The organism is Micromonospora halophytica, assembly GCF_900090245.1.
Lineage (GTDB): Bacteria > Actinomycetota > Actinomycetes > Mycobacteriales > Micromonosporaceae > Micromonospora > Micromonospora halophytica.
Window position 1 is genome coordinate 110,805 of sequence record NZ_FMDN01000012.1, and the last position, 25,134, is coordinate 135,938.

14 protein-coding genes and 1 pseudogene are annotated in these 25,134 nt (G+C 74.3%); 11 read left to right on the forward strand and 4 right to left on the reverse strand.

From position 1 onward, the window contains the following. Window positions 1-13: 13 nt before the first annotated feature. From GA0070560_RS17120 to GA0070560_RS17135, 4 genes and pseudogenes are all read left to right on the forward strand, one after another. Window positions 14-5,500 (forward strand): annotated as a pseudogene (locus GA0070560_RS17120) (type I polyketide synthase); the annotation flags it as partial. A gap of 96 nt (window positions 5,501-5,596) precedes the next feature. Continuing rightward, window positions 5,597-6,631, forward strand: coding sequence for an ABC transporter ATP-binding protein (locus GA0070560_RS17125; protein WP_091298302.1), 1,035 nt, complete (start codon window positions 5,597-5,599; stop codon window positions 6,629-6,631). Then, window positions 6,628-7,467 (forward strand): ABC transporter permease, encoded by an 840-nt coding sequence (locus tag GA0070560_RS17130; protein ID WP_091298306.1) that lies wholly within the window; start codon window positions 6,628-6,630, stop codon window positions 7,465-7,467. Before GA0070560_RS17125 ends, GA0070560_RS17130 begins: the two co-directional genes overlap by 4 nt. Window positions 7,468-7,478: 11 nt before the next feature. Beyond that, window positions 7,479-8,867, forward strand: a complete 1,389-nt coding sequence (locus GA0070560_RS17135) for a glycosyltransferase (protein ID WP_091298309.1) — start codon at window positions 7,479-7,481, stop codon at window positions 8,865-8,867. A 65-nt stretch (window positions 8,868-8,932) separates the two neighbouring features. Here GA0070560_RS17135 and GA0070560_RS17140 read toward each other — a convergent pair whose 3' ends face one another. Further along, window positions 8,933-11,809 (reverse strand): ATP-binding protein, encoded by a 2,877-nt coding sequence (locus GA0070560_RS17140; protein WP_342670427.1) that lies wholly within the window; start codon window positions 11,807-11,809, stop codon window positions 8,933-8,935. Window positions 11,810-12,326: 517 nt separating this feature from the next. Continuing rightward, window positions 12,327-15,098, reverse strand: coding sequence for an AAA family ATPase (locus GA0070560_RS17145; protein WP_091298315.1), 2,772 nt, complete (start codon window positions 15,096-15,098; stop codon window positions 12,327-12,329). 1,457 nt (window positions 15,099-16,555) lie between these two features. Here GA0070560_RS17145 and GA0070560_RS17150 point away from each other — a divergent pair. Then, on the forward strand, window positions 16,556-17,935 hold the full coding sequence (locus GA0070560_RS17150) for an AMP-binding protein (RefSeq protein ID WP_091298318.1): 1,380 nt from the start codon (window positions 16,556-16,558) through the stop codon (window positions 17,933-17,935). Between the two features lie 107 nt (window positions 17,936-18,042). Continuing rightward, window positions 18,043-18,705 (forward strand): 4'-phosphopantetheinyl transferase family protein, encoded by a 663-nt coding sequence (locus GA0070560_RS17155; RefSeq protein WP_091298321.1) that lies wholly within the window; start codon window positions 18,043-18,045, stop codon window positions 18,703-18,705. 162 nt (window positions 18,706-18,867) lie between these two features. Here the strand turns inward: GA0070560_RS17155 and GA0070560_RS17160 are convergent, their stop codons facing one another. Then, entirely contained in the window at window positions 18,868-20,277 is a 1,410-nt protein-coding gene (locus GA0070560_RS17160; RefSeq protein WP_091298324.1) for an acyl-CoA synthetase, read from the reverse strand. Between the two features lie 210 nt (window positions 20,278-20,487). Here GA0070560_RS17160 and GA0070560_RS17165 point away from each other — a divergent pair, with 210 nt between their 5' ends. The 5 genes from GA0070560_RS17165 (at window position 20,488) to GA0070560_RS17185 (ending at window position 24,015) form a co-directional block, all read left to right on the forward strand. After that, window positions 20,488-21,243: an HAD-IA family hydrolase gene (locus GA0070560_RS17165; RefSeq protein WP_091298479.1), complete on the forward strand. Its 756-nt coding sequence runs from the start codon at window positions 20,488-20,490 to the stop codon at window positions 21,241-21,243. Window positions 21,244-21,381: 138 nt separating this feature from the next. Next, a complete protein-coding gene (locus tag GA0070560_RS17170) occupies window positions 21,382-22,323 on the forward strand; it encodes an ABC transporter ATP-binding protein (protein ID WP_091298328.1) in 942 nt (313 codons plus the stop codon). Continuing rightward, window positions 22,320-23,057, forward strand: a complete 738-nt coding sequence (locus GA0070560_RS17175) for an ABC transporter permease (protein WP_091298331.1) — start codon at window positions 22,320-22,322, stop codon at window positions 23,055-23,057. The genes GA0070560_RS17170 and GA0070560_RS17175 overlap by 4 nt, the downstream gene beginning before the upstream one ends. A gap of 247 nt (window positions 23,058-23,304) precedes the next feature. Beyond that, window positions 23,305-23,619, forward strand: coding sequence for a DUF5988 family protein (locus tag GA0070560_RS17180; protein WP_245675559.1), 315 nt, complete (start codon window positions 23,305-23,307; stop codon window positions 23,617-23,619). 54 nt (window positions 23,620-23,673) lie between these two features. After that, entirely contained in the window at window positions 23,674-24,015 is a 342-nt protein-coding gene (locus GA0070560_RS17185) for a VOC family protein (protein WP_245675560.1), read from the forward strand. A 129-nt stretch (window positions 24,016-24,144) separates the two neighbouring features. Here the strand turns inward: GA0070560_RS17185 and GA0070560_RS17190 are convergent, their stop codons facing one another. Further along, window positions 24,145-24,978, reverse strand: a complete 834-nt coding sequence (locus GA0070560_RS17190) for a glycosyltransferase family 8 protein (RefSeq protein ID WP_170839445.1) — start codon at window positions 24,976-24,978, stop codon at window positions 24,145-24,147. Between the last annotated feature and the right edge of the window lie 156 nt (window positions 24,979-25,134).

Here is a 25,134-nt window from a genome sequence, read left to right on the forward strand (position 1 = left end):
CAAGGAGCCCCCGATGAGCGTCTCACTGGACGAGGTCGTCAGCGCGCTGCGCGCGTCCCTGCTCGACAACCAGAAACTGCGGCAGCAGAACCAGCAGCTCGCCGCCACCCTCACCGAACCGGTGGCGATCATCGGGATGAGCTGCCGCTTCCCCGGCGGGGTCCGCTCGCCGGAGCAGCTGTGGGACCTCATCGCCGCGGGCGGGGACGCGATGGCCCCGTTCCCGGACGACCGGGGCTGGAACCTCGACGCGCTCTACGACACCGACCCGGCCAGCCGGGGCACCTCGTACGTGCGGGAGGGCGGGTTCCTGCACGATGCCGGGGACTTCGACCCCGCGTTCTTCGGCATCAGCCCCCGCGAGGCGCTGGCCATGGACCCGCAGCAGCGGCTGCTGCTGGAGACGGCCTGGGAGGCGTTCGAGCGGGCCGGGATCGACCCGACCACGTTGCGCGGCGCGCCCACCGGGGTGTACGCGGCCACCAGCAGCCAGGGCGACTACGCGGCCCTGCTCACCGGGGTCGGCGGCGGCGTCGAGGGCTACCTCGGCACCGGCAGCGCCGCCGCCGTGGCCAGCGGTCGGATCTCGTACGCGCTGGGCCTGGAGGGGCCGGCGGTCACCGTGGACACCGCCTGCTCGTCGTCGCTGGTCGCGCTGCACCTGGCCTGCCAGGCGCTGCGGCTCGGCGAGTGCACCCTCGCGCTGGCCGGCGGGGTGTCGGTGATGGCGACCCCGACGGTCTTCGTCGAGTTCTCCCGCCAGCGTGGTCTGGCCACCGACGGGCGGTGCAAGTCGTTCGCCGCCGCCGCCGACGGCACCGGCTGGTCGGAGGGGGTCGGCATGCTGCTCGTGGAGCGGCTCTCCGACGCCCGCCGCAACGGCCACCCGGTCCTCGCCGTGGTCCGCGGCAGCGCGGTCAACCAGGACGGGGCGAGCAGTGGGCTCACCGCCCCGAACGGCCCCTCCCAGCGCCGGGTCATCACCCAGGCCCTGGCGAACGCCGGACTGAGCGCCGACGAGATCGACGTGGTCGAGGCGCACGGCACCGGCACCACCCTCGGCGACCCGATCGAGGCGCAGGCGCTGCTGGCCACGTACGGCCGGCAGCGGCCGGCGGACCGGCCGCTGCTGCTCGGATCGGTCAAGTCGAACATCGGGCACACCCAGGCCGCCGCCGGCGTGGCCGGGGTGATCAAGATGGTTCTGGCGATGCGGCACGGGGTGCTGCCGCCCACCCTGCACGTCGACGAGCCCACCCCGCACGTCGACTGGTCCGCCGGGGCGGTGACCCTGCTGACCGGCGCCACGCCCTGGCCGGAGACCGGCCGGCCACGCCGGGCCGGGGTGTCCGCGTTCGGCGTCAGCGGCACCAACGCGCACACCATCGTCGAGCAGGCCGACCCCGCCGACGCCGGGCCCGCCCGGCCGGCCGGCGCGCCCGCCCCACCGGCGCCGTGGATCGTCTCCGCCCGCTCCGCGCCGGCCCTGGCCGGTCAGGCCCGCCGACTGCTGGCGCACCTGACCGCCCACCCCGACCTGCGTCCGGCCGACGTGGCGTACTCGCTGGTCACGACCCGGGCGGCGCTGCCGCACCGGGCCGTGGTGACCGGCGACGACGCCGACGCGCTGCGCGCCGGCCTGCGGGCCGTCGCCGAGGACGCCGCGAACCCGCACGTGGTGCGCGGGGTGGCCCGCCCCGCCGGCAAGCTCGCCTTCCTCTTCACCGGCCAGGGCGCGCAGCGCCCCGGCATGGGCGCCGAACTGCACCGCCGGTTCCCGGTGTTCGCCGCCGCCTTCGACGAGGTGGCCGCCGAACTCGACCGGCACCTGGCCCGCCCGCTGCGCGAGGTGGTCTTCGCCGCGGCCGGCACGCCGCAGGCGGCCCTGCTGGACCGCACCGAGTTCACCCAGCCGGCGTTGTTCGCGTACGAGGTGGCCGCGTACCGGCTGGTCACCGCGTGGGGCCTGCGTCCACAGCAGTTGCTCGGCCACTCCATCGGCGAACTGGCCGCCGCGCACGTCGCCGGGGTGCTGTCGCTGGCCGACGCCGCCGCCCTGGTGGCCGCCCGGGGCCGGCTCATGCAGGCCCTGCCCGAGGGCGGGGCGATGCTGGCGGTACGCGCCACCGAGGCCGAGGTGACCCCGCTGCTCGGCGACGGGGTGGCGCTGGCCGCGGTGAACGGGCCGGCGTCGGTGGTGCTCTCCGGCGACACCGACGCGGTGCTGGCGGCCGGGGAACGGCTCACCGCCCAGGGCCGGCAGGTGCGCCGGCTACGGGTCAGCCACGCCTTCCACTCCGCCCGGATGGACGCGGTGCTGGCCGACTTCCGGGTCGTCGCGGAGAAGGTCAGCTGGCACCCGCCGACGCTGCCGCTGGTCTCCGACCGCACCGGCGCCGTGCTCACCGCCGCCGAGGCCACCGACCCCGGATACTGGGTCGACCACGTCCGCGACACGGTCCGCTTCCACGACGGGATGGCCACCCTCGCCGCCGCCGGGGCCGGCACGTTCCTGGAACTGGGGCCGGACGGCGCGCTCACCGCGCTGGCCCGGGAGTGCCTGCCCGACGCCGACCCGGCGGCCTTCGTCCCGGTCGGCCGCCGCGACCAGCCGGAGGCCGCCACCCTGCTCGCCGCCCTCGCCGCCGTCGACCTGCGCGGGGCCGGCGTCGACTGGGCCGCCCTCTTCGCCGGTACCGACGCCGCCCGGGTCGAGCTGCCCACCTACGCCTTCCACCACGAGCGGTACTGGCCCGAGCCGGTGGTGCTCGACCTCGACCCCCGGCCGGTGGCCGACGCCGCCGACGGGGAGTTCTGGGCTGCCGTGGAGACCGACGAGCCGGCCGCCCTGGCCGCAGTCCTCGGTGTCGACGCCGAGCGGCGCGACGCCCTCGTCGACCTGCTGCCCGCCCTCGCCGCGTACCGGGGACGACGGCGTCGCCGCGACGAGTTGGACGCGCTGCGGTACCGGAGCACCTGGACCCGCGTCGACCTGCCGCCCGTCGTCGCGCCGGCCGGTCCCTGCCTGGTCGTCGCCGATCCGGGCACCGTCACCGATGCGCTGCTGGCCGCGCTGGCCGCCACCGGCCTGTCCCCGGTGCCCGTCGCGCCGGACGACCTGCCCGCCGCCGTCGCCGGCCCGCCTCCGGCCCTGGTGGTCTCGCTGCTCGCCGCGAACGTGTCCGCCCCGCACGACGTCGAGGTCGACGGGCCGGTCGGGGACGTCGCGGCCTGGGCCTCGGGCCCGCTGGCCGGCACCGCCGCCCTGATCCGGGCCCTCGCCGACGCCGGGTCCACCGCGCCGGTCTGGTGCGTGACCCGCGGTGCCGTCGCCGTCGACGCCGACGACGCCGCGCCGGACGTCGCCGGGGCGTCCGTCTGGGGGCTCGGGCGGGTGCTGGCGCTCGAGACGCCGCGGCTCTGGGGAGGCCTGGTGGACCTGCCGGCCGACCCGGACGACACCGCGTACGCCGCGCTGGCCCGCGCCGTCGCGGTCGGCGGCGGCGAGGACCAGCTCGCCGTGCGTGCCGGCGGGGTGTACGCCCGTCGGCTGGAGCGGGCCCCCACCGGTCCGGCCTCCGACGAGGACTGGCGACCCCGGGGTGCGGTGCTGGTGCACGGGACGGCGGCCGTGCGCGCCCCGCACCTGCTGCGCTGGCTGGCCGACTGCGGCGCGCCCCACCTGCTGCTGGTCGGACCCGACGCCCCCGCCGACCTGTCCGTCGAGGTCACCGTGGTCGACGACCCCGCCGCGCTGCCCGGGGCACTGGACCGGCTCGCCGCCGCCGGAACGCCGGTGCGCACGGTGGTGCACGTCGCCGACTCCGGCGGGGCCGGTGACCCGGTCACCGCGACCGACCCGGCCGGGCTGGCCGCCGCCGTCGCCGAGCGGGTCACCGCCGTGGCGGCGCTGGACGCCGCCGTCACCGACCGCCCGGTCGACGAGTTCGTCGTCTTCACCTCCACCGCCGCCACCTGGGGCAGCGGTGGCGCGGCCGTCGCCGCCGCCACCGGCGCCGGCCTGGCGGCGCTGGCCGCCCGCCGTCGGGCCGTCGGTCGGCCGGCGACCGTGCTCGCCTGGGTGCCCTGGGCCGACGAGGTCGCCGAGCCGGCCCCGCTGCGTCGCCGGGGGATCCGGCCGCTCGACGCCGACCTGGCCGTCGCCGCGGTGCAGCAGGCGCTCGGGCGCGGTGACGACGAGGTCGCCGTCGCCGACGTCGACTGGCCCACGTTCGTGCCGGCCTTCACCGTGGTACGCCCCAGCGCGCTGCTGCGCGGCGTGCCCGAGGCGGCCGCCGACCCGGACGGGCGCGACGGCGGCGAGCCGGCCGACCCGGCCCGGGCGCTGCGCGACCGGCTGGCCGGCAGCGTCGCCGCCGACCGGCACCGCATCCTGCTGGACCTGGTCCGGGCGCACGTGGCCACCGTGCTCGGGCACGCCTCGCCCGGGGCGATCGAGGCCGACCGGGACTTCCTGGAGCTGGGCTTCGATTCGCTGACCGCGCTGGAACTGCGCGACGCGCTGCGGCAGGACACCGGCGCCGAGTTGTCGGCCACCCTGCTGTTCGACCATCCCACCCCGGCAGCGCTGGCCCGGCACCTGCTCGGCCAGATCCTCGGCGCGGACGCGGCCGGCGACCCGGGCGGCGGCTCCGCCGAGGGCACCCCGGAGGGAGCGGGCGGCATTCTCGGCGGCCTGTTCCGCCAGCCGAAGGCGCGGGAGGACGCGGCCGGCTACGCCGAGCTGCTGGTCAAGCTCGCCCAGTTCCGGCCCGCCTTCACCGAGCCGGCGCAGCTGACCCGCCCGGCCGGCATCCTCCGGCTGGCGGAGGGCCCCGGCACCCCGGTCGTCTGCTGCTGCACCATGTCGCTGCTCTCCGGCCCGCACGAGTACGCCCGCGTCGCGGCCGGCTTCCGTGGCCGGCGGGACGTGTGGGCGCTGCCCAACCCCGGTTTCGGCGTCGGCGAGGAACTCCCCGCCGACCTGCCCGCGCTGCTGCGGGTGCACGCCGACACCGTGTTGCGCACCGTCGGCGACGGCCCGTTCGTGCTGGCCGGGCACTCCGGAGGAGCGATGGTGGCCAACGTGCTCGCCCGGGAGCTGGAACGCCAGGGCCGCGTGCCGGCCGCGGTGGTGCTGATGGACACCTACCCGGCGAACAGCGAGGTGCTCGGCGGCTGGACGTCGCAGCTGCTCGACGGGATGGTCGAGCGGGACAGCGCGTACACCCCGATGGACGACTACCGGACCACGGCCTGGGCCGGCTACCTGCCGCTGTTCCTGGACTGGCAGCCCGCGCCGATGGACGCGGCGACCCTGCTGGTGCGGGCCAGCCAACCGCTGGGGGAGTGGGCGGGTGAGCCCGACGGCTGGCGGTCGCGGTGGCCGTACCCGCACGAGGCGGTGGACGCGGCCGGCGACCACTTCACCATGGTCGGCGAGCGGGGTCCCGAGCTGGCCGGGACCGTGCACGAGTGGCTGGCCGGACGCGGTTTGTGACCAGGGGTGCGGCACGCCCCTGGCCTGCCCCTAGCACCCCCTATCGATGTGACGGACATCTGTCCCCTGAGGGGACCAGGACGGGAGCATGGCGACGTGGACGAAGCAGTGGTGGTCGAGGAGCTGGTCAAGCGGTACCAGCCCAACATGCCGCCGGCGGTGGACGGACTGAGCTTCTCCGTCGCCGCCGGTGAGGTCTTCGGTCTGCTCGGGCCGAACGGCGCCGGCAAGACCACGACGATCGGAGTGCTGACGACCCGGGTACGGGCCACCTCGGGACGGGCCACCGTCTGCGGGGCGGACGTGGTCCGTGCCCCGGCCGTGGCCCGGCAGTTGCTGGCGGTGGTGCCGCAGCGGGTGAACCTGGACCGGGCGTTGACCGTCCGGCAGAACCTGTTGTTCCACTCGGCGTACCACCGGGTGCCCCGGGCGCGGCGGATCCGGCGGGCCGACGAACTGCTGGAGCAGATGGGGCTCAAGGACTTCGCCAACGCCCGGACCGACTTCCTCTCCGGTGGCCTGGCGCAGCGCACCATGATCGCCCGGGCGTTGATGCACTCGCCCCGGGTGCTCTTCCTCGACGAGCCCTCCGGCGGTCTCGACCCGCAGTCCCGGCTCTTCGTGCACGACCGGATCGCCGAGCTGAAGCAGTCCGGGGTCACCGTCGTGGTGACCACCCACGACATGGACGAGGCGGAGAAGCTCTGCGACCGGGTCGGCATCGTCGACCACGGCAAGCTGCTCACCCTGGACACCCCGGCCGCGCTGACCCGGACCCTGCCGGGCAGCAGCACGCTGACCCTGGTGGTCGCCGCCGGCGCTCCCGCCGAGGAGGTGCAGGCCGCCCTCGGCAACGTCCCCGACGTCGAGCGGGTGGAGCGGCTGCGCGCCGGCGGTTCGGCCGGCATGCCGATGTTCCCGGGCATGCCACCGATGCCGATGCCGGAGGCCGCGCCCGACCCGGACGCCACCCTGTCGTTCCGCCTCTACACCGGCTCCGCGCCGGCCAACGCCGTGCCGATGGCGTTGAAGATCCTCACCGACCTGCGGTGCGAGGTCCGTGACCTCAGCATCGGCCAGCCCAGCCTCGAAGACGTCTTCATCCACCTGACCGGAAGGGAACTTCGGTGAGCGTCACCGCCTCCGCCAGCCCGCCCACGCCGTCGCCGGCCGTCACGCCCGCGTCGGTGCGGTGGCTGGACCAGTTCGCCACCTTCCGGGCGGTGCTCTGGCGCGACCTGTTCGTCACCGGCCGGGAGCTGGGCGCGTTCTTCGCCCAGGTGTTCCTCCAGCCGCTGTTCATGTTGCTGATCTTCGGCAAGGTGCTCAAGGACCTCGGGTACGCCAGCGACGACTTCGCCAACGTGCTGCTGCCCGGTGTGATCGCGCTCAACGCCTTCCTGATCGGCCTGGAGAACACCGCGCTGCCGATGGTGATGGACTTCTCCTTCACCCGGGAGATCGAGGACCGCCTGCTCGCGCCGATGGCCGTCCCGTTGGTCGCCTTCGAGAAGATCGTCTTCGGGGCGATCCGGGGCCTTGTCGCCGGGATCGTGCTCATCCCCATCGGCATGCTCATGCTCGGTGTCACCTGGCCGCTGTCGACGGTGATCCAGGTGCTCGGGGTCCTGGTGATCGGTGCGTTGGTCGGCGCGGCGATGGGGCTGACGTTCGGCACCCTGGTCCCGCCGCACCGCATCCAGATCATGTTCACCGTGACCCTGACGCCGTTGATGTTCACCGGCGCCACCCAGTTCCCGCTGCGGGCCCTGGACTCGTTGCCCTGGTTCCAGGTGATCTGCGCGATCAACCCGCTGACCTACGTCAGCGAGGCCACCCGGTCGCTCGTCGCCCCGCCGGGGGTCGAGTCGGTGCCGCTCTGGCTCGACCTGCTCGTCCTGGCCGGAGTGTTCGTACTGTTCACCACCGTCGGCATCCGCGGCTTCATGCGCCGGGCCATGGACTAGGAACCGGCGCGGTGACGGCCGACGACGGCGTGCTGCTGATCGTCAGCTCGGGCAGCTCCGGGCTGTTCAACCCGCTGCTGACCCTGGCCGGCGAGCTGAAGCGCCGGGGGACGCGGCGGGTCCGGTTCGCCTGCACCGACGAGCGCCGGGCCGACATCGAGGGCCTGCCGGGCGACGGGGAGCTGCGCTTCCTGTCGCTCGGCCCGCCCCGCCTCGAGATACGCCCCGAGCACTGGGACGACGAGACCCACCGGCGGATGTCGGCCGGGTCGCGGGTGGACAACTTCGCCAGCTACGTCGACACGTCCGTCGACTACGAGCACCTGCACGAGCTCTACGGACGCTGCCTGGACCTCGTCGACGAGGTGAGGCCGGCGCTGGCCGTGGTCGACTCGTTCGCCTCGTTCGGCATGGACGCGATGACCACCCGGGGCGTCCCGTTCGTCATCAGCGTCTCGGTGCCGCCGTCGAACTTCCTGCAGGACAACCTGCCACCGACGTACCCGATGCCGCTGTCCGGTCTGCCGCTGCACATGAGCCCGAGCCAGCAGGCCGCCAACGGCCGCCACCGGGACGCGTTGTTGAAGACCCTGATGAAGCCCGAGCGGCTGGCCCGTAACACCGCGGCCGCCGAGCGCCGGCGGGCCGCCGGGATCGACAACGTCGAGCTGCGCCCCTCCCGGTACGCCGAGGTGGCTCAGGCGCTGCTGGCGTACACGGTCTTCGGCCTGGAGTATCCGTTCGCCACCGCCCCGGCGAAGCTGCGGATGGTCGGTTCGATGGTGCCCCGGGAGATTCCCGCCAGCCCGGACGGCGCCGACCTGCGCGCCTGGCTGGACGCCCACGACTCGGTGGTCTACATCGGATTCGGCACCATCATGCGCCCGTCGGCCGCTCAGGTGGCCGCGCTGGTCGAGGTCGCCGCCCGGATCGGGCCGGAGCACCACGTGCTGTGGAGGCTGCCGGCCGACCGGCAGCGGTTCCTGCCGCCCGCCGCCGACCTGCCGGCGAACCTGCGGATCGAGTCGTGGCTGCCCTCGCAGGTCGAGGTCCTGGCCCATCCGCACGTACGGGTGTTCTTCAACCACGCCGCCGCCAACGCCGTGCACGAGGCGGCCTGGTTCGGCGTCCCGCAGTTGGTGATGCCGTTCTGGTTCGACTGCCACGACGGCGCGGTCCGGGTCGTCGACGCGGGCGTGGCGCTGGCCGTCGAGCACGACGACACCCTCGACGTCGCCGACATCGTGGCCAAGCTTCGCCGGTTGCTCACCGAGCGGACCTTCTCCGACCGGGCGGCGCTGTGGAGCCGGCGGCTGCGACAGGCCGGCGGGGTCACCGCCGCCGCCGACCTGGTGCTGCGGTTGCGCGACGAGGCCGGTCGGGCCGTCGCCGCCCGCTGAGGCCGGTTTCTCGTACGACGGTGCCCCCGGTGGTCGTCCACCGGGGGCACTTCGGGTACGGCCGCTCACACCGCCGCGCCGGAGACCTCCTCGGCCAGCGGCTCGGCGTGCGCGACGAGTCGGGCCGGCAGGTCGGTACGCCGCTTGACGTCCAGCTTGCGGTAGACCCGGGTGAGGTGCTGCTCCACCGTGCTCACCGTGATGAAGAGCTTGCTGGAGATCTGCCGGTTGGTGTGTCCCTGGGCGGCCAGCGCGGCGACCCGGCGCTCGGCCTCGCTCAGCCCGTCCTCCGGCTCCGGCGTCTCCGCCGTCGGGTACCCGGCCGGTATGCCGCCACCCGGCTCGCGGCGGACCAGCCGCTGGGCCAGCACCGACGCCCCGCAGTCCTGCGCGAGCTGGTACGCCCGGCGGACCAGCAGCCGGGCCCGTGCCGAGTCGCCCGCCCGTTGCAGCGTCTGACCGGTGTCGCCGAGGGCCCGGACCAGTTCGAGGCGGTCCCCGCACGACTGGAGCAGGTTGACCGCTTCCGAGAGCAGCTTGCGCCGGTGGTCGGGGGCGGCGGTGGTGGCGAGCAGTCGCAGCGTACGGCCCCGGGTCCGGTCGTCCACGCCGTGCGGCACCCGCAACTGCTCCTGGAGCAGCTGGGTGGCGTGCGTCTTGTTGCCGATGCCCAGCTGCACCCGGGCCAGTTCCAGCCGCCACGGCGCCAGCGCGGCGACGTCCACGCCCCAGGCCCGCATCAGCTCGCCGCACCGGCGCAGGTCGGCACTGGCCGCGTGCGGTCGGCCCAGAGCCAGGTGGTGCCGCGCACGGGCGGTCAGGTAGTGCAGGCCGAGCGGAGTGCGGAACATGCCCGGGGGCACGGGTTGGGCCAGCCACCGGTCGGCCTCACCGAACCGGCCGGCCTCGGTCGCGCAGGCGATCAGGGTGGCCAGCGGCCCGGCGACGGCCACCCCCCAGGCCGGTGCCGGGACGTCCTCCAGCGCGGCCCGGGCGTGGTCCTCGGCGCCGGGGAGGTCGCCCAGGCGCAGCGCCGCCTCGGCCCGCAGCGCCCGGATCACCGCCCGCCACACCGGGGCGTGCCGCACGGCCGGCCGGTCGAGCAGCAGGTCACCCCAGACGGCGACCCGGTCCGCGCGGCCCGACCAGAGCAGGGCCAGCAGCGGGGCGGTCAGCAGGGGCAGCGTGCCGTCGTCGGCGTGGTGCCGGTGCAGCATCTGCTCGGCGGCGGTCACGGCGTCGTGCTCGGCGATCGGCGACAGCGCCGCGCCGAGCGCGGTCAGCGCCTGCAACTGTGGGCTGCCGGCGGCCGCCCGGCCCCCGGCGCCCGGGGCGTCGCGGAGGCTCGCCAGGCGCTCGGGGTGGGAGAGGGCGAGCAGCAGTTGCATGGCGCGCAGCCGACCGGGGGCGCCGGCGGGGCCGTCGTCGTCGGCCGCGCAGCCCTCGACCATCTCGGCGGCCTCCTCCAGCCGCCCCTGCCAGAGCAGGTACGGCACGGCGGCCAGCGCGTCCGCGGTGGACCACCGCCCGGCACGGGCCGTCTCCACCAGGTGGGTGAGCTGCCCGTTGACGGTCAGCGGGTTGACCTGCCAGCGGGCGTTGACCATCATCGCGGCGGTGGCGGCCCGCTGCGGCTCGTCCACCTCGGCGCGGGTCACCAGGCGCAGGCAGCTGGTGGCCACGTCGGGCCGTCCCGAGGCCAGCGCGTGGGCGGCGGCGTCCTGCAGCACCGGCACCGTCCAGCCGGCGTCCGCCCAGCCCGCGGCGACCAGGTGTTCGGCGACCGTGGTCGGCTCCGCGCCGTGTTCGTGCAGCACCTCGGCCGCCCGCTGGTGCATGCCCCGCCGTTCCTCGGGCGACATGTCGGCCAGGATCGACCGCAGGATCCGCGGGTGGCGCAGTTGGTCGCCCTTCATCAGCCCCGAGGTGCGCAGCACCCGTACCGCCGGCACGGCCGCCTCGGGCACCATGTCGAGCAGGTGACCGAGCAGTTCCGCCGGGGTCGGGCGGCTCAGCACCGCCAGCGCCTGCGCCACCCGCCGGACGCCGGGCTCGTGGCGGTAGAGACAGCCGAGCACCGCCTGGTCGAAGGCGTCGCCGAAGGCGAGTTCCTGCGTCGGGTCGTCGTCCGTCCCGTCCGGGCTCCGCTCGTCGATGAACGCGCGGGTGAGCAGCGGATTGCCACCGGTCATGCTGAAGCAGCGCTCGGCGGTCTCCCGGGCGGCACCGGTCTCGCCGTCGACCAGGCGGGCGATGGCGTCGACGGTCAGCGGCGGCAGCGTGATCCGGGAGAAGTGCGGCTGGCTGAGCAGTTCGGCGCGGAACAGCGGGTGCGCCGGGCGCAGCGCCGACGCCTCGGCGAGCACCACCATGATGGGGGCGTGGCGCAGCCGGCGGGTGACGTAGAGCAGGCAGTGCAGGGAAGCCGGGTCGGCGTGGTGCACGTCGTCGACGAAGAGCACGAGCGGTCCGGGGCCGGCCAGGTCGAGCAGCGCCGTGAAGAGCCCGTGCAACAGGGGCGCCCAGGCCCGGTCGGCTGCGGACGATCCGTCCGCCGCGTCCGCGCCCGGCTCCGGTAGGGGTACGGCGGCGGCGTCCCGCATCAGGCCCTGCAGTGGGGCCGTCGCCTCCTCGTCGAACCGCGTACTGTGCAGCAACTGCCCCAGTACCCCCAGCGGGAGTCCGCGCTCCGCCCGTGAGCCCGCTGCGGCGAGCACCCGTCCCCCGGCGGACTTCGTCCACTCGCTGAAGGACTCCAGCAGGCTCGTCTTGCCGCTGCCCACCGCTCCCGTGACGAGTGCGACCTGCCCTCGTTGCTGCTCCTCGCAGGCGTGGAAGGCCCGCCGCAGTCGGGACATCTGTTCTTCTCGCTGTACCAGCACCGTGTGTCGACCCCTTTTCCCGCGCGGTGCCGCACCAGACGCACCGATGCTGGCCGACACCGCCCCCCCAGTACCGGACGGTGGCCGGTCCACTCCGCGTACCCGGTCAGGACCTCGGGTAGGGGTGGACGCGCCCGGCCACCGAGCCGGGTGGACATGAATGTCCTCATCGGACCGCGCCTTCCCCCGACGGCGAGCGATCCGGTTGAAGGGAGTCTGGCACCGCCCGTGGCGTGCGACAACGGGCTCGGGACCCCATCGTTTCTCCGGTAAACGTGCAGCCCCTGTGGCAGATTAGGGGTTGCGCCGACGGCCGTCAGGGGGGTCGTTACCGACCGTGGGGCGGCAGGTGTCGTCGCGGTGGACAACGGGTTTCCGCCATGTGGCGTGGTAGGGCATCTCCGCAGGCGGGGCCGCCGGGACGGCCGTCCATGAGACACCGCTGTCGCCGGCCGGGGCCGCCGCACAAGGGACACCGCCGTCGCCTTCGCAGTATCGCCGGCCCAGGAACATGCCGCCGTCCACCGCCGGCTCGGGGCGGCGATGGACGGCGGTGGTGGACGGCGGTGGGCCGGCGTCAGCGGCCGGGCCGGAGCCGGGCGGCCAGTTCGCTGCGGGAGTGGACGTCGAGCTTGCGGTAGATCCGGGTCAGCCGTTGCTCGATGGCGCTGACCGTGAGGAACATCCGCTCGGCGATCTCCCGGTTGGTGTGCCCCTGTGCGGCCAGTGTGGCCACCCGGGACTCGGCCTCGCTGAGCCCCGTCACCAGCAGCGCCGCCTCGCCGCTCGGGTCGACGGATCCGTTCCGGGCGGCGGGGGCGGCGGGGCGCAGCACGGGAACCCCGCACTCCTGGGCGAGCGTGCGGGCCGCGCGGGCCGCGTCGCGTGCCTGCCGCAGGTCACCGGCCTGCTGGTAGGCCTGGCCGAGGTCGGTGAGGGTGTGCGCCAGCTGCATCCGGTCGCCGCACTGGCGTAGCAGTCGGACGGCGGTGCGCAGGTGCCGGACGCGGTCGGGTCCGTCCTCGGTCGCGGCCAGCACCCGCAACGCGCCCGCCCGGTACCGCACGTGCATCGGGCGCAGCAGCTTCAGCTGCTCCCGGACCAGCCGCTCGGCCTGCTGTCGGCGGCCCATCAGCAGCAGCGCCCGGGCCGACTCGGTCCGCCACGGCACGAGGGCCGGCAGGTCCAGCCGCCAGGACGACATCAGCTGGCCGCAGAGCTGGAAGTCCGCCAGCGCGGTGTCCGGGCTGCCGGAGGCCAGCGCGTGCGTACCACGGGCGTGCAGGTAGTGCAGGCCGAACGGGGTCTCGAACAGCGCCGGCGGCACCGGGACCCGGAGGCAGGCCGCGGCCTCGTCCCACTCCTGCAGGCCGGTCAGGGCCCCCAGCCGGACGGCGAGCGGCAGCCCCACGACCACACCCCACCCCTTCGGTGAGAGTCGGTCCAGTGCCCCCTCGGCAAGGTCCCGCGCCCGCGTCAGGTCGCCTCGCCGGCCGGCGACGGCCGCCGCCAGGGCGGCGATCATGGCCGTCGGGGTGGGGTGCCCTCGGGTGGCGGCCGCGCGCTCCAGCCGTTCGCACCAGTCCCCGGCGAGGTCGAGCCGGTCGGCGTAGATCATCGCGGTGACCGCGCAGACGGCGGTCCACATGCTCGCCTCGTCGTCCAGGCCGAGGGTGGCCAGGGCCCGTTCGGCGTCCTCGACCGCGCTGGTGTCACCCCGTTCGAGCACGGACCCGAGCATGGTGACACCGCGGAGCCGGCGCTTGACCCGAGCCAGGGTCAGCGGGTCGCGGCCGGCGACGTGCGGCCGGCCCCGGTCGCACACCGCCAACCCGGGGTAGAGGGTGGCCATCCACCCCCTGGTGATGAGCAGTTCGGCGGCGGAGCGGGGGTCGTCGCTGTCCGCCCGTCGGTCGAGATGTCGGACGAGTTCGACCGCGCGGTCGATCTGACCGTGCCACAGCAGGTACTGGATCGGTCCTGCGGCCTGCTGGCTGCCCAGGTGTCCCGCCTGCACTGCGGTGGCGACCCCCAGCAGGTGGGGGACGGCGGCCCGGGGGTCGAGGCGCCACTCGGCGCGGGCCAGGGCGGAGCGGATCCGGGCCCGCAGGCGCTCGTCCGCGCAGTCGCGGTTGGCGCGGCGCAGGAACCGTCGCGCGGTGTCCACCTCACCGTCGAGCATCGCCTGCTCTCCGGCGTCCAGCAGCGTCTGGGCCATCCAGGGCTCGTCGAGGGCGTCGGTCCGGACCAGGTGCGTGGCGACCCGGACCGGCGGCGCGCCGTCGGCGTGCAGCAGGCCGGCGGCGGCCCGGTGCAGCCGGGCACGCTCCTCCGCCGTCATGCCGTCGAGCACCGCCTGGCCGACCGCCGGATGGCAGAGCCCGGCCTCGGTGATCAGGCCCGCGCTGGTCGACACGTCGATCGCCCGCAGGTTCCACTCCGAGCGGATACCGACGAGGTGGGAGAGCAGCGGACCGTGCAACGGCTCCTCGGTCACGGCCAGGGCCCGGGCGGCCTCCAGCACCAGACGGTCGCAGCGGTAGAGACAGCTCAGCACGGCCTCGCGGAAGGCCTCCGCGGCGACCGGCCGGTCCGCCCGTCCGCCGGCGGCCTGGTGGTCGTCGGCCAACGCCTGCACCAGCAGGGGGTTGCCGCCGCTGATCCGGTGTGCCTCCGCCGCGATGGTCCGGGCCACCGGCGCACCGAGTCGGTCGGCCAGGACCTGGTACGTCCCGTCCCGGCTGAGTAGGGGGAGCCGGACGCGGTGCAGACGCGCGGGCTGTAACAGCTCCGCGTAGACGGTGGGGTGCCACGGCCCGGTACGGGGTGACTCGCTGAGGACGATCAGCACCGGAAGCCCGGCCACGCGCCGGGCGGCGTAGTCCAGGCAGCGCAGTGACGGCACGTCGGCGTGGTGCACGTCGTCGATCGCGATGACGAGCGGTTGTCGCCCGGCCAGCTCGAGCAGTTCGCCGCCGAGCGCGGCGATGATCGGGGCGAGCCGCTCCTCGTCCTTGTCCGCCTCGGTCCAGGCGATGGCGCCCTGGTCGATCAGCCGCCCGATCCGGTCGCGGGTGTCGTCGTCCAGCGTGGCCGCCCGGACGAGCTGGCGGACGACCTCCAGCGGCACGGCGCGCTCGGCACGGGAGGCGCTCGCGCCGAGGAATCCCACGCCGGCTTCGACCGCCCGTCGGGCGAAGGCGTGCAACACACTGGTCTTGCCGACACCGACGGGTCCCGACACCGCCGTCACCCGCGGGGTGGCCGCGGACGGACCGCCGGGTCGCAGCAGATCGCCGAGCCGGTCGGTGAGGACGTCGAGCTGCGGGCTCCGTTCGGTCAGCGTCATGGGCGGCGTCCCGCGACGCGCACGGTCACCGCAGCCACCCGGTGGCCCGTCCGTCCGGGGCCCGCCTGCTCTCCCGCTGGGGTCCGAGCCCGCCCGATCCTCGACATATTCCTGCATTCAAAAATATAGCCAGTGATTGTACGTCGCATGGAAGTCATCGACCAACGTGCCTGCTCTGTGGCTTCGACATCCTGCTTCCACCTGCTGATTCGGCAATTCGACAAGCCGCCCGGACGCACCCCTCGCTATCGATCACCGTGCATCGTGGGAGTATGTCAGCCCGGCAAATGGGCGGCAAGTCGAGGTTTGTAAAGGATAGGCAAACATCCGTTTGGCCGCACGCGAGCCTCTCCTCGCCGCCGGGTCGCCCGATCATGGACAGTTGTGGCACGGTTTCGGAACGTGACGCCAGCGTTGCCGAGTGGCCGGTTGGTGCCCTTTCTCGGTCTTGCCGGCAATAGGCCGGAAAACGTGACGCCGTCCCGATGGCCGTGCCGAGGGTGCTTCTCCGGATCCGGTGGGTGATCTCCGCCCCGAGGACCCGGCCCGTCCGGAGGTCGCGTCCCGTTCCTCGTCGTGGTCGGCGCGTCGGTGGCGCCGCGGCCGTCGATCCGGCGTGGGCCGGTCCGTCGGCGGTCTGGTTGGACGGACGTCCTGCTCAGTGCGGGCCACCACCCTGGCTCTCGCCGCCGGTCGACGCCGCCCGGCTATGCCGGGCCGAGGCGCTCGGGCTCCGGCCGCCCCGGTTCGACGGGAGTGCCGCCGTCCGGGTGGCGGCCCGGCTGCTCCCGCGCAGGTCCGGGCTGACGCCGGAGCGCGGACGGTTGATGACGGAGTGCATCCGAAATATCTCTCGCGTTTGCCCCGCTGCTGTCGTCGAATCGGCGCGGAGCCGGGTTCGGGTCGAGATCGTGCGAGCGGGAAAATCCTGATCCGCATCATCGCCCCGGCTTGCCCGATTCGGGCGTCTGGTCGCCGTTTAGCGTAACTTGCCGTTAAAGAATTACTATGGCGTGCCGGGCGATTCGTGAATTGAGGCGACGGTGGTGCCCCCGCGCTTACCCGGCACCCGAACGAAGTGATTCACCAAGGTCAAAGCATGTGAATCAGAGCCATTGTCCGCTGCCACTGAAAAATGGAGACCCGCACTATTGCCGCGCCGCTCTGCGCCGGAGCCGGTCCGTCGGTGCCCGGGCCACCCGGAGAACCGTGCCGACCACTGCGACCGGACCCGGTCCCACCTGCCCCGGCCTGTGTCGAGCGGATCGCTCGCCGCTACCCGGCCGGTAAGGCTAGGGGTTGTGCCCGCCCTTAGCGCAGCCTAATTTCAAGGCATCCGCGCCGATGGCTCAGCCACAGGATATGGGGCGTGGGCACCCATGACCTGAAGGTTTTCCTGGCGTGACGACCCAGCCACTGGGGAAACTCGTCAACGCCCTCGACAGGGGTTAGGTCGGATGACACTGCTGCCGGCGCTGCGGGGATCCGGCGCCGACCGGGCCGACGCGCTCCGGGTGGCCGGCAGGGTCCTCTCCAGCGAGGACCTGCTCGGCTGCGTGAACGCCGTCGCGGACCGGATCCGGGGCGCCCCCGCGGTCGCGGTCGAGGCGACACCCAGCCTGGAGGCCGTGGTCGGCATGGTGGGAGCCGTCCAGGCCGGCGTGCCACTGGTGCCGGTGCCCCCGGGCGCCGGCGCGGGCGAGCGGCGACGCATCGTGCGCGAGTCCGGCGCGGCGGCCCTGCTCGGCGGCGTTCCCGGCGCGCCCGCGCTGCCCGTGGTCCCGGTCGACCTCCGCCAGCGGTCCTGGACGGAGCAACCCGAACCGGCGCCGGGCGCGGACGCGGTCATCCTCTACACCGGCGGCGTCGGCGGCCCGTCGCGCGGGGTGCGCATCTCCCGCCGCGCGATCGCCGCCGACCTGGACCTGCTGGCCGACGCCTGGCGGTGGAGCGGGGACGACGTCCTCGTCCAGGGCGCGCCGCTCTTCCGGGCGTACGGCCTGGTGGTCGGCCTGCTCGGCGCGCTGCGGGTGGGCAGCCGGTTCGTGCACCTCGACCGGCACGCCGCCGCCGGTCCGGTCGGCACGATCTACCTGGCCGTCCCCGATCAGTGGGACCGGATCTCGCGCGACCGTCCCTGGGCCCGGACCCTGTCCTCGGCGCGGATCCTGGTCTCCGGCGACGCACCGCTGGCCCCCGCCGTGACCGAGCGGCTGCGGTTGCTGACCTCGCACTCGCCCATCCAGGGGTACGGGACGACGGAGACCCTCGTCGCGGTGACCGGCAACGCCGACGCCCGCTGCGCTCCCGGGGTCTCCGGGACACCCCTGCCCGGCGTCCAGACCCGGATCCTCGACTCCGACGGCCGACCGGTGCCCGCCGACGGCGAGTCGGTCGGCGAGTTGAGCATCCGAGGGCCGACGCTGTTCAGCGGCTACGTCGGCGACTCGGGTCGGGTGCCCGCCGACGGGTGGCACGCCACCGGCGACCTGGCCACCGTCGCCGCCGACGGATCGCACCGGATCATGGGCCGGCCCGGTGCCGACGTGGTACGCGGCCGTGGGCGCCTGGTGCACGCCGGGCAGGTCGAGGAGGTGCTGCTCAGCCACCCCGGGGTGCGCGACGTCGCCGTGGTGGGCACGCCGCACCGCGTCCTCGGCGAGCAGGTCACCGCGTACGTCGTGGCCGCCGAAGGGCTCACCGCGCAGGTGCTCGTCGACCACGTGGGGCGGCTCCTCTCGGCCGGGCACCGGCCACGCAGCGTCCGCTTCGTCGACGAACTGCCGCGTGGCCCGCAGGGGCGGGTCCGGAAGTCGGCGCTGATCGCGGCGGGTTGAGCGGGCCGGAGGGGGCAGCGACGGCACCCGTACCCGACCCCTATCGGCCCCGTCGCGGCCGACCTCACGGGTGGCGAGCGGCGGCCCGGTGTCTAGCATCGGCCGGTGTGATCGAGCGGATCCTGCCCCCGGCCGTGGCGGTCGTCGAGTCCTTCACCGACCCCGCAGGTCTGCGGCTCTTCCCCGAGGAGGAGAAGGTGATCGCGAACTCGGTGCCGAAGCGTCGTCGCGAGTTCACCACGGTGCGGGACTGCGCCCGCCGGGCGTTGGGGCAGTTGGGCATCGCCCCGACGCCGATCCTCCCGGGTACCCGGGGTGCCCCGGGTTGGCCGGCCGGGGTGGTCGGCAGCATGACCCACTGTGACGGCTACCGGGGCGCGGTCGTCGCCCACGCGGCGGCGATCGCCACCGTCGGGGTCGACGCCGAACCACACGCGCCCCTGCCCGACGGCGTGCTCGACGCGATCGCCCTGCCCGCCGAACAGGCCCGGACGGCCGCGCTGGCCGCCGCGCGTCCAGAGTTCTGCTGGGACCGCCTGCTGTTCAGCGCGAAGGAGTCGGTGTACAAGGCGTGGTTCCCGCTCACCGGCCGGTGGCTGGACTTCGCCGAGGCCGACATCGTGGTGGACCCGGCGGGGACGTTCGTCGCCCGGCTGCTGGTGCCCGGCCCGGTGCTCGACGGCGTGCCGGTGACCACCTTCCGGGGCCGCTTCCTTGTCGACCGGGACCTGGTCCTCACCGCGGTCGCCATCCCCTCGGCCACCAGTTGACCCGCCCGGTCCTTCGCCCGGCCCCGGCCCCGGCCCCGGCCCGTCGCCCGGTGCCGATTCGCCGACCCGCCGGGCCTGGCTGTCCCCGTCACGGTTCGCCAACCCGCCGGGCCCGGCACGTCCGGTGACCGCCGGCCACTGCCCGGGACACCGGGGGAGGGCTCAGTCCGCCGCCAGCCGGGTCTTCTGCACCTTGCCCAGGGCGTTGCGGGGCAGCGCGTCGACCAGGCGTACCTGCCGGGGACGCTTGTGCGCCGACAACTGCCGGGCCACGAAGTCGATCAGTTCCGCCTCGTCCACCCCGTCGCCCACCACGTACGCCGTCACCTGCTGACCCAGGTCCGGGTGCGGGGTGCCGACCACGGCGGCCTCCCGGACATCGGGGTGGGCCAGCAGCGCGTCCTCCACCTCGCCGGCGCCGATCCGGTAGCCGCCGCTCTTGATCAGGTCGGTGGCGGCCCGCCCGACGATCCGGTGCCAGCCGTCCGGGCCGATGGTGGCCACGTCCCCGGTGCGGAACCAGCCGTCCGGGGTCCGGGTCGCCGCGTCGGCGTCGGGCCGGTTGAGGTACCCGTCGAAGAGGGTCGGGCCGCACACCTGCAGCTCGCCCATCGCGACCCCGTCCGCCGCGACGGCGCCGCCCTGCTCGTCGACCACCCGGGTGCGTACCCCGGGCAGCGGCAGGCCGACGGTGCCGGGGCGGCGCGGCCCGTCGGCGCGGGCGCTCACCGTGATCAACGTTTCGGTCATGCCGTACCGCTCGACGGCGTGGTGACCGGTGAGCGTGGCGAGGTCGTCGAAGACGGCGGCGGGCAGTGCCGCGCTGCCGGAGACCAGCAGCCGCGCCCCGCGCAGCGCGCGGGCCGCGTCCGGGTCGGCGACGATCCGCGACCAGACGGTGGGTACCCCGAAGTAGAGTGTGCCGGCCGCGGCCGCGTACCGCTGCGGACGGGGCCGGCCGACGTGGTGCAGCCGGCCGCCCAGGCGCAGCGGACCGAGCACACCGAGCACCAGGCCGTGCACGTGGAACAGGGGCAGCCCGTGCACGAGCAGGTCGTCCGGCGTCCACGCCCAGGCGTCGGCGAGTCCGTCCAGGCAGGCGGCGACGGCCCGGCGGGACAGCACCGCGCCCTTGGGGGCTCCGGTGGTGCCACTGGTGTAGAGGATCAGCGCGGTGTCCGCCGGGTCCGGCTCCGGGTGGACGGTGTCCGAGCGGCGGCTCAGGTCGACCGGCACGGTCGGTGGCCCCGGGGACTCGTCCGGGCCGCCGCCGTGCGCCGGCACGAGCAACGCGCCGGCCGCCGAGTCCCGCAGGATGTGGCCGCGTTCCACCGGCCCGGAGTCCGGTGGCACCGGTACGACCGCCGCGCCGGCCAGCAGCGCCCCGACGACCCCGACCACGGTCTCCAGGCTGGCGGTGGCCTCGACCGCCACCCGGTCGACGCCACGCAGGTCGTCGGCGACGGCGCAGGCGAGCCGGCGCAGCTCCACCCAGGACACCACCCGGTCGTCGATCCGGATCGCGTCCGGACGCTCGTCGGTGGACTCGGAGAGCCAGTTCAGCAGCCGCACGGTGCGGGCCCCTTTCCACGGTTCGCCCCGGACCGGCGTGGCGTGGGGCCGGGACGGCCGGCGCGGCCGGAACTCCGATAGTGTCGGTGGACGACGTCGGCGCCGCCACGCCGGGTGCCGGACGCCCCGACCGTAGTCGGGACACCCCGGGCCGGCCACCCCTACCGGTCCGCGCCGCCGTGTCGCTCCGCTGTCGAGGAGGTGGCGCCGGTGTCCCGCGCGGCGACGGAGCGGCCCGTCCCCGGTGACGTCCGGGCGGTCGTGTTCGACCTGGACGGCGTGCTGATCGACAGCCTGACCGTGGCCCGTGAGGCGTTCGCCCTCGCGTACGCCGAGGTGGTGGGTGACGGCGTCGCGCCGGTCGACGAGTACTGCCGCCATCCCGGCCGCTATCTGCCCGAGGTGCTGCGGATGATGGGCCTGCCCGCGGCGATGGCGGCCCCGTTCGTCCGGGAGAGCAACCGGCTGGCGCACCTGGTCGTGCCGCTGCCCGGGGCGCCGGAGCTGCTCGGCGAGCTGCGTCGGCGGGGCGTCGGGCTGGCGGTCGCCACCGGCCGCAGCGGTGCCCGGGCCCGGCACGTCCTGGACCTGGTGGGCATGCTGCCGTTGGTGGACCATGTGGTCGGGTCGGACGAGGTGCGCCGGCCGAAGCCGGCCCCCGACATCGTCCTGCGGGCCCTGGAGCTGCTGGCCGTCCGTCCCGCCGACGCGCTCATGGTCGGTGACGCGCCCGCCGACCTGGCCAGTGCCCACGCGGCGGGAGTGGTCGCGGTGGCGGCGCTGTGGGGTGAGTCCGATCCGCGGACGCTGCGGGCCGCCGGCCCGGACGTGACGCTGGCCCGCGTCGACGAGCTGCTGGCGCTCTGCGTGCCGCCGGACGGCGGACACCGAGGGTCACCGCGCGACACCCCTGACGCGCCGCCGGTACCCGGAACGACACCCCCGATTCATCGGCCGATGGGTTGAATGCGGCCTCGGTTGCCCGGATGATGGGCGGCGTCGGCCGGCCGTGCGCGGGCCGACCGTTCAGCACACCGACGCCGCGACACCCGGAGGGTCCCGCCCTCACGACGGCCCGCGCACGTGACGGAGGACCCAGAGCCCATGCCGGCCATCGAAGTCGAGCACCTGCACAAGCGGTACGGTGACAAGGTCGCGGTCGACGACGTCTCCTTCACGGTGGAGCAGGGCGAGATCTTCGGCGTGCTCGGCCCCAACGGGGCGGGCAAGACCACCACCGTCGAGTGCGTGCAGGGCCTGCGCCGCGCTGACCGGGGGGTCGTCCGGGTGCTCGGTCTCGACCCGGTACGCGACCGCGCCGAGGTGCGCCAGCGGGTCGGCGCCCAGTTGCAGGAGAGCCAACTGCCGGACAAGCTGCGGGTCCGCGAGGCCCTCGACCTGTACCGCTCCTTCTACCGTAACCGCGCCGACATCGACGAGCTGCTGACGGACCTCGGCCTGGCCGGGCAGCGCGACACCGCCTTCCACAAGCTCTCCGGGGGCCAGAAGCAGCGCCTGTCGGTGGCTCTGGCGTTGGTCGGCCGACCGGAGATCGCGATCCTGGACGAGCTGACCACCGGCCTGGACCCGCAGGGCCGGCGGGACACCTGGGACCTGGTCGAGTCCATCCGGGACCGCGGGGTGACGGTCGTGCTGGTCACCCACTTCATGGAGGAGGCCGAGCGGCTCTGCGACCGGCTCGCCATCATCGATTCCGGCCGGGTGGTGGCCATCGACAGCCCGTCGGGTCTGCTCTCCCGGGTCGGCACCGAGCACCGGGTGCACTTCCGGCCGCTCGACCCGCTGGACGACGCGCTGCTCGCCGCGCTGCCCGAGGTGACCGACGTGCGCCGGGTCGGTGACGAGGTGACCGTCAGCGGCCCGGAGCAGGTCCTGCAGACGGTGCTGTCGGCGCTGGCCGAGCGGAAGGTCCGGTACGCCGCGCTCCGCGTCGAGCAGCCCACCCTGGATGACGCCTTCGTCTCGCTGACCGGCCGGGCCACCCGGACCGCCACCCCGCCGACGACCGACGAGAGGTCCTCGTGAACGCCCTGTCCAAGCTCGTCGCCGTCGAGGCAAAGCTGTTCCTGCGCGAGCCGGTGTCGCTGTTCTTCGTCTTCGCCCTGCCGCTGGGTCTGATGCTCGTCTTCGGCCTGCCTCAACGCGGCGCGACCGCCGACGACGGTGGCCAGCACACCGAGCTGACCTTCCTGCCGGCCCTCGCCCTGGCCCTCACCATCGGGATGCTCGCGCTGTTCACCCTGCCCATGGCGCTGGGCATCTACCGGGAGCGGCGGGTGCTGCGTCGGCTCGCCACCACCCCCGTGCACCCCGCCCTGCTGCTCATCGCCCAGGTCGTGGTCAACCTGGCGATGGGGGTGGCCGGCGCGGTGGTCACCGCGATCGGTGTTCGGTTCCTGCTGGACCAGCCGGCCCCGGCCAACATGCCGGCGTTCGTGCTGGCGTTCCTGCTCGGGGTGGCCTGCCTGTTCGCGGTCGGCCTGCTCATCGCCGCGCTCGCCCCGTCGGCGCGGGCGGCCCAGTCGATCGGGCCGGCGCTCTTCTTCCCGCTGCTCTTCCTCGCCGGCGCCTGGCTGCCCCGCGACCAGATGCCCACCGTGCTGGCCCGGATCGGCGACTATTCGCCGCTCGGCGCCACCGTGGACACTCTCGCCGCGGCCTGGGCGGGCGAGAGCCCGGCGCTGCCGCAGCTGCTCGCCCTGGCGGTCACCGCCGTGCTCGGCAGCGTGCTGGCCACCCGCTTCTTCCGCTGGGAGTGAGCCCGCCCCCGCCCCGGTGCGGCTGCGGGAGCGCGGCCTTCCGCTAGGGGGTGGTTAAGGGTATTCGGCGATTGTGACGTGGATTACCTTCAATAGTGAGAAGTGGTCGTCATCGGAGGCGGGAAAGCATTTTTCCTGCCACCCGTTCCCTTCCCCGGGAACGCCGGTGTGCCCTTTCTCGGTAATCCGCGCCGCATGAGCGACCGGCGCACGGCGAGGCGGAACGACGAACGACGGAGGTCGTGCGATGACACATTCTTCCGATCCCGCGCCGACTGTCCGGACGGCAGATTCCATCGTCAATGGCGACGACCGGACCGACTGGTCAGTACCGGCCCCATCGATCAGCAGGGAGGCTGTCGGCATCGTCGAGGCGGTGCTGGAGGGCGGGCCGGTGAACCTGCCGGCCGAACTGCGCAGCCACCGGGTCTCGCCGGTGGCCGACAAGATCAAGGTGCACCACTACGGCGGGTACGAGCACTTCGAACGGGACTCCTCCAGGGGCACCGACGACGCGCCCGTGGTCTTCCGCTGGACCGGGCGTACCCGGATCGCCGAGTAGCGGAAGGCAACAACTCCGATGGGCATCCCGAATCCGCGGCCCGTCCCGCACCTCATGGTCAGGGACGCGGCCCCGGTCATCGCGTTCTACACCGACGTCTTCGAGGCCGTCCCGATCGAGCGGGAGTGCCTGCTCGACGGGCGGGTCCTGCATGCCGAGCTGGCCGTGGGTGGGCACCGACTGGCGGTCAGCGAGTGGTACGACGGGCCCGGGGCGGTCGCGGCCGACGGCCCGGTCGTGCTGACCGTCGCCCCGGACGATCCGCAGCTGCTGCTCAAGCGGGCCCTCGCGGCCGGCGCGGAGCTCGAAGCGGCGGCCGACGGGGCGGTGGACGCGGTGTTCCGGGACCCGGCCGGGCAGCGGTGGTCGGTGGTCGGGGCCAGCCGACCGGAGTAGCGGTGCGCCGCGACGGTAAGACGACGAACGAAGCGACCCGGCCGCGCTCCCGGTGGGTGCGACCGGGCCGCTGCACCGTGCAGCCGGTGCCGAGGTCGGGTCGATCCGATCTCGGCACCGCCCCGGTGGTCAGCGCCGCGCGGTGGGGGTCAGGCCGCCGCTGCCCCGGCGGTGCCGCCAGTACAGGTCCCGCCGGGCGCCCTTGGGGAAGCCCGGCTGCCAGGGCTTGATCGGCCCCGCCGGGTGCAGGATCGCCGAGTCGGAGAGCTTGCCGCCGAACTCCGGCTCCAGCCGCCACGCCATCAGGTCGTTCCACCGCCGGGGCAGGCGCAGCCAGTTGTCGTACACGGCGTAGTTCAGCGCGTCCTGGTCCGGGTAGCGCGACTCGTGCGCGTGCCGGCCGAGGTACGCCAGGGACCGCTCGGTGACCTCGCACTCCTTCCACCGGTCGACGTCGATCAGCAGCACCCCGGAGTTGAAGTAGTACCCGAAGGGATCCAGGTCCCGGTAGGTCGCCAGACCGGGGATGCCGCCCATGTCCAGCAGCCGCCGGTTGAACGGGTCGCGGACCGCGCCGAGCGGCACCCCGCCCATGTCCACCTCGAACAGCGGCTTGAGGCTGTTGGTGCACATCGTGTCGCAGTCGAGGTAGAGCACCCGGCGCACGTCGGCCGGCAGCGCGGCGGGGACCAGCAGGCGCAGGTACATCGCCGGTGACAGGTAGGCCATCACCGGATCGTTGCCCTTGGGCAGGTTGGCGGGGGAAGTGTCGACGCGCAGGTACTCCACGGTGGCGTTCGGCCCGGCGACCCGGGTGAGTGCGGCCCGGGTGGAGGCGTTCACGTCGTCGGCCGCGATCAACCAGTACCGCAGGGCCTCGCCGGGGTTCGACTCGGCGACGGTCGACATGACGACCGCGGCGTGGGGCGCGTACGCGGCGTCGAAGGTCAGAGTGAGGTCCACGGGGTGCTCTCCTTCGCACGGTTGAGCGCAACTCAGCGAAACTAACTCGAATAATGAGTTCGCGGCAACGAAGAGCCATTCTTTATCACCCGTATTCCTGACTGTCTCCGACGAATCGCCGAGCCGTACCCCAGAATTGACCCCTCAAGGGTGGTC